Annotated in this window: 1 protein-coding gene; it reads right to left on the bottom strand. The window is 47.7% G+C overall.

Annotated elements, in window-relative coordinates; genetic code table 11:
• Positions 1-159: 159 nt before the first annotated feature.
• Positions 160-384: sigma-70 family RNA polymerase sigma factor (locus ACRBG0_RS05295; RefSeq protein ID WP_431485858.1), on the bottom strand; the 225-nt coding region annotated here is incomplete at its 5' end.

The raw sequence follows: 384 nt of genomic DNA, 5'->3' as shown, positions 1-384 counted from the left end.
AGTTACCCGAATAATCAATCTCTACACCCGCAGCAAGGAAGAATTCATGGTATTAGAAAATGGTGTTCAGTTTAGGCTGGATCGACTGGTGAGTGCGGATGGGAAGGTGGTGGTAAAAGGCGATGCTTGTGGTATCTAATGTGAGATTTGCCTCCCCCCTCAAAACAACAAAGCAGTCAAATAATCCCCCAGTTTTTCGCGCATGATGCGTAGGGCCTTACCCATTTGGTTTTCTACAGTCTTGATGGAAATGTCGAGGGTGTCGGCAATTTCCTGGTAGGTTTTTTCTTCAAAACGGCTAAGCTGGAAGACGGCCCGACAGCGAGGAGGAAGGGAATTGATGGCGATGGTAATCCGCTGGGAAAGTTCTTCGGTAGCCAATTG

The organism is Lewinella sp., assembly GCF_050633125.1.
GTDB lineage: Bacteria > Bacteroidota > Bacteroidia > Chitinophagales > Saprospiraceae > Lewinella.
The sequence above is the reverse complement of the archived record's forward strand: the minus strand, read 5'-3'. Positions and strand labels throughout refer to the sequence as shown.